Consider the following 10,104-nt stretch of genomic DNA (forward strand, 5'->3'; position numbering starts at 1 on the left):
CTTGCATGAACATTCGATTCTGTTTGTGGCTGGGACTTGGCCTGATCCCGATGTGGGCAAACGCCGCCCCTGAAATTGCCCAGCTGTACGCGCCAAAACTGCCCGAGGGTTCGGCCTGGGTGCGGGTGGTCAACCCTTCCGACACCGCCATGCAGGTCCAGGTGGGCCAAGGCGCGAGCTTCGCCCTTTCTGCCCAGACCACAGTGGCCAGTCCTTTTCAGGTCGTGGACTCGCGACAGCCGCTTCAAGTGACCGTCAACGGTCGCGAGATCAAGGGCCTGAGCGCGCCGAAAAGTGCGTGGGCCACGCTGATTCTCGACAGCGACCCGGCGCGGGCGCCACGCCTGGTCATCGACCCTCCGCTGCGCGGCAAAGACCTGCGCGCCGAACTCAACGTCTACAACCTGGCCAACGGTTGCGAAAAGGCCGGAGTCAAACTGGCTAACAGCGCTCCTGTGTTCAATCAGGTGCCGTTCAACGGACAAGCCCAGCGAACGATCAACCCGGTGCAGGCGACGCTGGTTGCCAGTTGCGAGCAGAACACCAGCCTGCCGTTCAAGCTGGCGCCCTTCAAGGCCGGCGATCGTTACAGCCTGTTCCTGGTCGGTTCCCGGCAGGCTCCACGCCTGATTGGCCTTGTCGACCAGACCGCGCCATGAGTCTTCAATTGAAAACTCACTTGCCGGTTCCCGCCATGATCGTCGGTTTGCTAATGAGCCTGTCCGGCACCCACGTTCAAGCGGCCTCGGCGGTGATTACCGGCGAAGGTGGCTGGTTATTCCCGGCCTGGGAAAGCCTGAACAGGGTCGACAACACTGGGGTGACGCGCAACATTGCGCTGGTGAAACAACTCCAGCAGCACCTTGCACGGGAACACATCGGACTGGTCGTGTTGGTGGTGCCAATGAAGGCGCCGTTTTATGCCGCGCGCCTCCCCGCCGATCAGCCCTTGAGCCCGGCCGTGATGCAGCGTTACGACCGCTTGCAGAGCGAACTGACTCAAGCAGGCCTGACCACGCTGAACATAAAGCCTGTCCTGCAACGGACCGAACACGGCAAACAAACCGCGTTTTACCGCGCCGACTACCACTGGACAGCCTGGAGCGCAGAAAACACCGCAGACGCCACGGCGCAACTGATTACCGAACGTTACCGCCTGCAAGGCGAACCCGGCGGTGGCGCGGCGCTGGGCCAGTGGTTCGACCGACGCGCGTTCGGTGACCTTGCGAGCAATTTCCTGCCGGCGATCAAGCGCAAGGCGATTGGTCGCGACATCTACACGGTTCGCCATCAGGCAGAGAACGACTTGCTGATCGATGACGCACCGGCACCGGTTCAGGTGATCGGCAACAGTTTTGTCCAGCCTTACCTGGGTTTTACCCAGAAGCTTTCCAATGCCCTGGACCGTCCCGTCGCACTGACCTGGAACCCCGGCGACGTCGGCCCGTGGGCTACGCTGCTGCAATACTTGGAGTCGGCGGATTTTGCCCGACACAAACCGCAAGTGATCGTCTGGCAATTCAATGAGGGTCAATTCCACCTCGGTCCCGATGCGGCAGCCAACTGGAACGCCAAAGGCATCACCTCGCTGAGCCAATGGCATCAGCGCATCAACAAGGCACTTCCGTGAACATTCTTGGTTACACCGCCAGTCGCACGACCGTTGCGGGTCTGTTGTTTGCCGTCATCCTCGGCACAGGGACGGGCACACTTTACGTGACGAACAAAAAGGCCTTGGCTCCGGAAATCGTCGGCATCGTCTGGCAGCCGGACAACAAGACCGTCGGCATCAACGGCCACTGGGAAAAACTGGGGGCTCGTGAGTTGCTGGTGCAATGGACCGTCGTCGACGATCAGGCTTTCATTCCCGGTACCGGCCTGCCCAGCGTACCGGTCCTGCCCGATTGGGCACGCATCGCCAAGGCCCCCTGGGCGCAAGACGTCATCCTCGGACTGGCCGGTTACTTCAGTGAGAACCGCTCACGGGACAACATCGAGCAGCTGGCCGCTGTCTCGGAACGCATCGCCAAATTGCCGACACCCTTGCACGTCACCGGTTGGTATTTCCCCGCCGAAGTCGACCCCAGCTGGACCCGCGCCAAGGAACTGCCCGCCCTGCTGGCCAAGCTACCGCGACCGTTATGGATCAGCGTGTATGACGGCGCCAATATCGGCCCTGTCGCCACGGCTGAATGGCTCAAGCAGTGGCTGCCGAATGACATTGGCGTGTTCTTCCAGGACGGCGTCGGTGTCTACGCCCGCACCGCACCGGTCGCCAAAACCTACGCCGACGCCTTGCGCCAGCGTCTGGGCAAAGACCGTGTGCGCATCATCGTAGAGGCCTTCCGGCCCAACTTCGGTGGCGGATTCCGCTCCGCGACCGCCGCCGAGCTGAAAACGCAATTGGCGGCCTATGACGGTTATCCGCTCTACCTGTTCGACGGACCGCACTACGTAACGCCTGAACTGGTGGAGCAACTGGCGCGGTAACGTCGATCACTAAGCGTCAGACCACGTTAACCCTTAACAGCCGCTTCGATCGCTGCGACGTCGATTTTCCCCATCTGCATCATGGCGTCAAACGCGCGCTTGGCCGCTGCTTGATCAGGATTGTTGATGGCGTCTGTCAGGACGCGAGGCGTGATCTGCCACGACAATCCCCATTTGTCCTGGCACCAGCCGCAGACGTTTTCCTGACCGCCGTTTCCGATAATCGCGTTCCACAAGCGGTCCGTTTCGGCTTGATCGTCAGTCGCCACCTGGAACGAGAAAGCCTGGTTGTGCTTGACCCCCGATCCCCCATTCAGGCCGAGGCAAGGAATGCCCATCACCGTGAACTCGACCGTCAACACATCGCCCTGTTTGCCCGCCGGATAGTCGCCAGGCGCGCGAAGGATGGTTCCCACCGCGCTATCAGGAAACGTCTTGGCGTAGAACGTCGCGGCGTCCAGCGCAGCGCCGTCGTACCAGAGACAAATCGTGTTTTTGCTGACCATGCTGGTTCTCCAACATTGGGGAATGAATGATCATTCTAGCTTGCTGATTACTGGAAGCTTGGCTCGGCACACACCGCAGACGTGGCACGAAGTGTACGCAGCCCTAAAAGCACGATCACCACCATGACCAGCCCCGCGACAATGGCGACACCGAACCCTGCCTGCGCGCCATAGACATCGATGACCAGGCCCGCCAGTACGCCGCCGAGCGCTACGCCGATGCTGATGCCTGTCGTCATCCACGTCAGTCCTTCGGTGATCCTGGACGGTGGGACAATGATCGTACCGAGATTCATGACGACGACCATCGTTGGCGCAAATGACATACCGGCCACAAACAGCATCCCGGAAAGGATGTAGACGTCCGGTGACAAAATGGGCAATACGGCTGTGACTGCCGTTATCAGAACCCCGATAAAGAACTGCTTTTCAATCGGCAAGGAAATCCTTAATGCGCCGAACGTCAGGCCCGCGATCATGGAGCCGAGTGCATAGGCGGCCAGGATGAAACTGGCAGACGCCGGCCAGCCTTGTGCGTTGGCGAAGGCAACAACCGCTACGTCGATTGATCCGCCAATCACACCCATCGCCAAGAGCGCCAGCACGATGGTACGAACGCCGGGGATAAGCAGGGTCGAGCTTGCGCTCCTTTTAATACCCACAACCACTTTCGGTTCTGTCTGCCGCTGCATAAGAAAAGCCGTCACGCCGACAACCAGCAACAAGACGGCGACAAGGGGCCCGGCTTCGGCGAAAAAGCTGACGCTCAAACCAATGGCAAGTGGTGGGCCGATGATAAAGGCGAGTTCAGTTAGAACCGTGTCCAGGGAGAAGGCCGTGTGTAATTGCGGCTTGCCACGGAAAAGCTGCGTCCAGCGTGCTCTTATCATCGCGGGCATGCTCGGCATCGTGCCCGCCAATGCCGCAAGAATAAAAAGCAGTGGGGCCGGAGCCCTCATATAAACGGCAATGATCAGCGCCAGCAACATGCCAATGCTGAAGGCCGTCACAAAGGGCAGAACCCGGCTCTGGCCCCGTTGATCAACGAGTTTTGATACTTGCGGGCCGATAAGCGCATTCGCCAAGGTAAAAGTACCGGCAACCGAGCCCGCCAGCCAATAAAGACCCGTCTGCTGCACCAGCATGGTAATGATGCCGATGCCGATCATTGCCTGTGGCAGACGGGCAATGGAACTCGCGATCACTAACCCCATGACGCCCGGGGTGGTGAGAAGTTCGCGGTAGGGATTTGCCATGATTTCTCCTTTTTATAATTTGACGCTGATAAGTAGCCCGCTGCATGCAACGCAAACTAATGGGGGGATATCGGCGCCTGAGTGGTTATTTGAGCAAGCATGCAAGTGGGCAGTTTCAAACCCACTTGCATGTCAATGAGCGTAACGCTCAATCATCACCTCTTAAAAAAGCGCTCGATTGATTGCCTCAGCCAAGTGCTTGCGATTACTGACGTCCTCCATCATGGACACATGCCCGCCGGGAATCGAAACAGAACTAATCGCCAAATCAGGCAAGAGTTCTCTCCACCCGCCAACCATATCAACCCGCGGCAGAGGGGTTTTCTCACGATCAGCCGCGTAGAAATGATAGAGATTGACCGGCAATGGAGATGGTATATAGGCGCCGGCAATTTTTGAGAAATGGTAAATGGCTTGCCATTTGACTGTTTCCAGCGAGGGGTCTGCGTTTAAATCATAGCCTCCCAAATTCTGTGCTTTTCGAATGAGCTCAGAAAACTCATCACCCTCATTTAACACATCGAATTTATGACGCTCCGCCTCGCAAGCCACCGCTTTAACATGCTCAATAAAATACTGCTTAATACCCTGGTTTTTATAAAGCAACTTATGCGGCGCGGGCACATCAATAAAGCCTAAAAACTCAACGCTGGCCTCTTTGCACATAAGCCCATGGGCGATGGCGTAAGCGAGAATCCCCCCAGAGGAATACCCCGCAATGCGATAAGGCCCTTCAGACTGGATCGCCTGGATGAGCGGTATCATTCTGTCGGCCATAGCTTCCATTGAGTGAGGTAAAGTGTCGCCAATGGCCGACCACGGCAATACATGGATCGGGCAGCTGACGCGAATTTGTTGGGCCAGAGAAATAGCGTACGAATAATCGGCTAATCCCGAGGGCACGAAAAAGACCGGGGCCTCAGTCCCGCCAGCGCGCACCGTGATCGCCCCGATCTGCGGATTGAACACAGGAGACTGTGCGATCCGAGTGGCAAGGTTGGCCAATCTCGGGTGTTCAAAAATGTCGCTCAGCGAACACTCCAAACCATAACCCCTGATTTTTTGCATCATCTGGACAGCCATGAGCGAATGGCCGCCGAGTGCGAAGAAGTTGTCATGGCGACCGACCTGTTCAACCCCGAGCAACCCTGACCAAAGTGCTGTCAGGATCGTCTCGGTCTCACCTTGCGGCGCCTCATACGCCGCATGGGCAAAGGCCTCGCCCTCCGGAACAGGCAACGCCCGCCGATCAAGCTTGCCATTCGGGGTCAGCGGCAAGCGTTCAATCAGCACAAAGGCAGACGGCACCATGTAGTCGGGTAGACGTTCACTCAGATAATCACGCAGTCGTCCTGCAAGCGGTAAACCTGCGTCTGAGTCGGCCTTAGGTACCAAGGCATCATTTCCAGGGACCTTTGGATGTGCCACTACATAAGCGACCAGTCGCTTGTCCGGGTCTACGCCTTGCACCTCTACAACCGCCTCGCGGATGGAGGGATGCTCGGTCAATCTGGCTGCAATTTCACCTGGTTCAATCCGCAAGCCGCGGATCTTGACCTGGTCGTCATTGCGCCCCAGGAACACCAGACTCCCGTCCGGCAGATAACGGGCAAGGTCCCCCGTCTTATACATACGCGCGTCAGGCTCGCCGGCAAATGGATCGAGCGAGAAGCGCTCCGCCGTCAGTTCGGCGAGGTTCAGATATCCACGCGCAACACCTATGCCCCCGATGTACATCTCACCCACCGCACCCAGCGGAACAGGCTCGCCATGCGCGTCCAGAAGGTAAATGCGTGTGTTTGAAATCGGACGGCCTATCGGCACCGGATCAACGTCATCAGAGGAACAGCGATGGACAGCCGCCCAGACTATCGCCTCCGTCGGGCCATATTCATTGAACAATTCCACGTCAGTAAAGGCTGAAGTCACTTCGTGAACCAGCTTCGCCGGACAGGTTTCACCCGCCACGATCACCTGGCGCAGTTGTCCATATCCAAGCTGGGCGACTTGCGGCAGAACCAATCTTGCGAGAGACGGCACGAGCAGCACTGAGGTGACGCCGTTTTCAATCAAAAGTCGGCTGATGATCAGTGGATCTACGACGGCTTTGCCGCCTGGCAAACACAAGGCACCACCGGTCGTTAACGTTCCGAAGATGCCAGCCACGGAGCTGTCAAATGCCATTGATGACAGCAGTAAAAATACAGCGTCGGAACCTGGCTTGTAGACCGTGGTCCGTGCCAGCGTCGATGCGATCAATCCATGGTGTTCGATCATGACGCCCTTGGGCTGACCGGTTGAACCCGAGGTATAGATCAGATAAGCGAGATTGCGGGGTGTCAGGCCGGGAACCTGGAAATTGGCATCAGCCTTCATCAAGATTTCATTGGGATCTAGCACGGTGAGGGACTGCAACGCCTCACCCAGCACCTGCCGTCCGGCCGCATCGGCCAGCACCAGGACCGGCGCTGTATCGGCAAGAATGTAAACCAGGCGATCTCCCGGATAGGCCGGATCAAGCGGCACATAGGCGCCGCCTGCCTTCAGGATCGCCATCAGACCCACAACCATCGCCGCCGAGCGCTCGACACAGATCGCCACCCGCTGATCTGGCCCGACGCCTTGCTCGATCAGCCGATGTGCCAGTCGATTCGCCCTGGCATTAAGCTCTCCATAACTGAGCTTCTCTCCCTCGAAGATCAGCGCCGTTGCCTCTGGAGTGCGCGCCACCTGCGCCTCAAACAAATGATGAATGCCCAGATGATCCGGGCAGGATGCTTCCGTCGCGTTCCACGTCTTGAGCAGCAATGTACGTTCAGACGCTGGCAGAATGTTCAGCTGTCGAACCGGACGCTGCGGCGAGCGTTCCAGGGTCTGCGCCAGACTGTCCAACGCCTGTTCCATGTAGCCACACACCCGATCGGAATCGAACGGCGTGACCACTTGGGTCGTCAACCCCAGTGAGTGAGTGAAATCTTCCACGGACAACGTGAACGGATAATTGGTCCGCTCTTGTTCACTCAAGAACTCGACACCCGGCATTTGCCCCATGGTCTGGACAATGTTGTCCGCACCCGCCAGATCATTGTGCCGATAGTTGAGCAATGCGCTGAACAGCGGCGTGCCTGTAGCGACCCCACTGCACCTTTGTGCCAGCGCCAGCGAGGCATGCTCGTGAGCGAGCAACTCGGCCAGTCGGGCATGGGCCTGCTGGACACTCTCAGCGGTATCAATGCCGCCTGAGTCGAATCGGATCGGCAGCGTGTTGATGAACATGCCCATGGCTCGATCTGACCCGTGACCCGCTTGCATGCGCCCAAACAGCACCGTACCGAACACGACCTTTTCCTGGCCGCTGGTGCGTGCCAGAACCTGGGCAAAGGCAACATGACACAGGCTGGCGAGACTCACATTCAATCGCCTCGCCTGCGCCCGCAGCCGAACATTGAGTTCGGCCGAAACCATGCGGTGGGTCTGCCCTACCTGCGCGCCGTCCAGATGCACTTCCGCCAATCCAAAGGGCAGCGTCGGCTCTTCTATGTCAGCCAGCATCGATTTGAAGAACCGCTCATGTTCCTCCACGCTCTTGCCCAACCGCACCTGACCGATCAGGTTGCGAAACGGCTGGGGCGACCGCAGCTTCTCACCGCGATCGGCGAGGAACGCCTGCACTTCGTTATAAAAAAACTGCAATGAAGACGCGTCGTCAATCAAGTGATGCTGCAGCTGCATCAGAATGAAGCGGCCTGCGACAGGATCATGGGCAACGATAAAGCGCAGCACCGGCGCCTGGGTCAGATCAATTCGGTGCCGACATGAATCAAAGCGCCGGGAAAGCTGTTCGGTAACGGGGCCGTCTGCCGGATCGAGAACAATATCAGTGACGGAGAGTGGAGCCTGTCGCCAGACCACTTGCGCGGCGCGAGACAACCCTTCCCAGACAAAAGCGGTACGCAAAATGTCGTGACGGTCTACAACCTTCTGAACGGCGCCAAGATACCGCTCCAATGTTCCACGATCAGCAAAGGCCATCTGGGCCACCAGCAAATAGGGGTCACCTTCTTTTGCCAGCATGTGGTGGAACAGGATGCCGTCCTGCATCGGTGAGAGTGCGTAGATGTCCTGGATGTTGGCTGCCCCTCCAGGAACCTGCGACACAATGAGGTCGATGTCCGACTGGCCGAGATCGATCAACGGCAGCAGGTCAGGCGTGATTCTGCACGTCTCGGGCTTGATCAGATTGGGCGGCACCACTACCTCGCGGTGTTGGCCAAGCGTGCCGGCCAGCACCGACAACACAGGCGTCTGAAACAGATCACGCACGGCAAGGCTCAGGCCCTGGCGGCGCAACCGTTCGATCAACCGCACCGCCAAGAGTGAATGGCCGCCGAGGGCGAAGAAGTTGTCATGACGACCGACCTGTTCAACACCAAGCAGCTCTGACCAGATCCCGGCAAGAGTGACCTCGATCTCGCCCAACGGCGCCTCGTAGGCCGCATGGGCAAAGGCATCGCCCTCAGGAACCGGCAGAGCCCGTCGATCAAGCTTGCCATTACCCGTCAGCGGCAAGTTGTCCAGGCGTACAAAGGCAGACGGCACCATGTAGTCGGGTAAACGGCTGCTCAGGTAATCACGGAGCGCTCCCGCCAGTGCCAGGCCAGACTCTGAGTCGATCGACGTGTCCTGAACCTCGGACTGCGCCACCACGTAAGCCACCAGACGCTTGTCGGTCTTCTCGCCTTGCGCCACCACCACCGCCTCGCGGATGGAGGGATACTCGGCCAATCGGGCCGCAATTTCACCCAGTTCAATCCGGAAGCCGCGGATCTTCACCTGATCGTCATTGCGACCCAGAAACGCCAGATTGCCGTTCGGCAGGTAACGGGCCAGGTCCCCTGTTTTATACATCCGCGCTTCAGGTTTGCCGGCGAAGGGATCGCGCAGGAATCGCTCGGCCGTCAGCTCGGGCCGGTTCAGGTAGCCACGCGCAACACCCGCGCCGCCGACGTACATCTCACCCACGGCCCCTATCGGAACAGGCTGGCCATGCGCGTCGAGAAGATAGAGATTCAAATCCGGCAGACGCCGACCGATCACGCTGTCGTCTTGTCGCGCATCGGATGAAGTCAGGGGGTACCAGGAGACGTGGACTGTGGTTTCGGTGATCCCGTACATGTTGACCAGTTGCGGGACTGATTCGCCACGCACACCATACCAGTCGCGCAGGATCGACGGCTGCAGCGCTTCGCCGCCAAAGATGACATAGCGCAACCGGTCCGATGACGGTTGTGCATATTCGATCAAGGCTGTGAAGGCGCTTGGGGTCTGGTTCAGGACGGTGACGCCCTGCTCACAAATCAACTGATAGAACGCTTGCGGAGAACGGGTAATGGCATGCGGGACCAACACCAGCGTGCCGCCATAACGAAGGGCGCCCCACAGTTCCCAGACCGAGAAGTCGAAGGCAAAAGAGTGGAACAGGCACCAGACGTCACTGGCCTCAAAACCAAAGTCGGCGTGTGTCGTGCCGAACAGACGCACCACCTGAGCATGCTCGATCATGACGCCTTTAGGCTGTCCGGTTGAGCCCGAGGTGTAGATGATATAAGCGAGGTTATTGGGGGTAAGACCTGGAACTTCAGGGTTGGCGTCCGCCCCGACCAAGGCTTCAGCGTGGGCCTCATTGGGATCGATTACGGTACGAGTCTGCAACGCGTCCCCGAGTGCCTGGCGCCCGGCCGCGTCAGCCAGCACCAAAACCGGAGCCGTATCGCCAAGAATGAACGCCAGTCGCGCCCCCGAGTTCTCCGGATCGAGCGGCACATAGGCGCCACCCGCCTTCAGGATCGCCA

Annotated in this window: 6 protein-coding genes; 3 read left to right on the top strand and 3 right to left on the bottom strand. The window is 58.7% G+C overall.

Annotation, left to right across the window (positions count from 1 at the left end; genetic code table 11):
- Positions 1-5: 5 nt before the first annotated feature.
- The 3 genes from EYC95_RS28580 to EYC95_RS28590 are packed head-to-tail and all read left to right on the top strand — an operon-like array spanning position 6 to position 2,490.
- Positions 6-659, top strand: a complete 654-nt coding sequence (locus EYC95_RS28580) for an alginate O-acetyltransferase AlgF (RefSeq protein WP_131063307.1) — start codon at positions 6-8, stop codon at positions 657-659.
- Positions 656-1,630 (top strand): twin-arginine translocation pathway signal, encoded by a 975-nt coding sequence (locus EYC95_RS28585; protein WP_131063308.1) that lies wholly within the window; start codon positions 656-658, stop codon positions 1,628-1,630. Before EYC95_RS28580 ends, EYC95_RS28585 begins: the two co-directional genes overlap by 4 nt.
- On the top strand, positions 1,627-2,490 hold the full coding sequence (locus EYC95_RS28590) for a hypothetical protein (RefSeq protein WP_131063309.1): 864 nt from the start codon (positions 1,627-1,629) through the stop codon (positions 2,488-2,490). The genes EYC95_RS28585 and EYC95_RS28590 overlap by 4 nt, the downstream gene beginning before the upstream one ends.
- Before the next feature lie 26 nt (positions 2,491-2,516).
- Here EYC95_RS28590 and EYC95_RS28595 read toward each other — a convergent pair whose 3' ends face one another.
- The 3 genes from EYC95_RS28595 to EYC95_RS28605 all read right to left on the bottom strand — a co-directional run bounded on the left by EYC95_RS28595 (position 2,517) and on the right by EYC95_RS28605 (position 10,099).
- A complete protein-coding gene (locus tag EYC95_RS28595) occupies positions 2,517-2,996 on the bottom strand; it encodes a VOC family protein (protein ID WP_131063310.1) in 480 nt (159 codons plus the stop codon).
- A 47-nt stretch (positions 2,997-3,043) separates the two neighbouring features.
- Entirely contained in the window at positions 3,044-4,252 is a 1,209-nt protein-coding gene (locus EYC95_RS28600) for an MFS transporter (RefSeq protein ID WP_131063311.1), read from the bottom strand.
- Positions 4,253-4,414: 162 nt separating this feature from the next.
- Positions 4,415-10,099, bottom strand: a complete 5,685-nt coding sequence (locus tag EYC95_RS28605; protein ID WP_305955880.1) for a non-ribosomal peptide synthetase — start codon at positions 10,097-10,099, stop codon at positions 4,415-4,417.
- Positions 10,100-10,104: the final 5 nt, after the last annotated feature.

The sequence above is a fragment of the Pseudomonas sp. BGI-2 genome (genome assembly GCF_004310295.1).
GTDB lineage: Bacteria > Pseudomonadota > Gammaproteobacteria > Pseudomonadales > Pseudomonadaceae > Aquipseudomonas.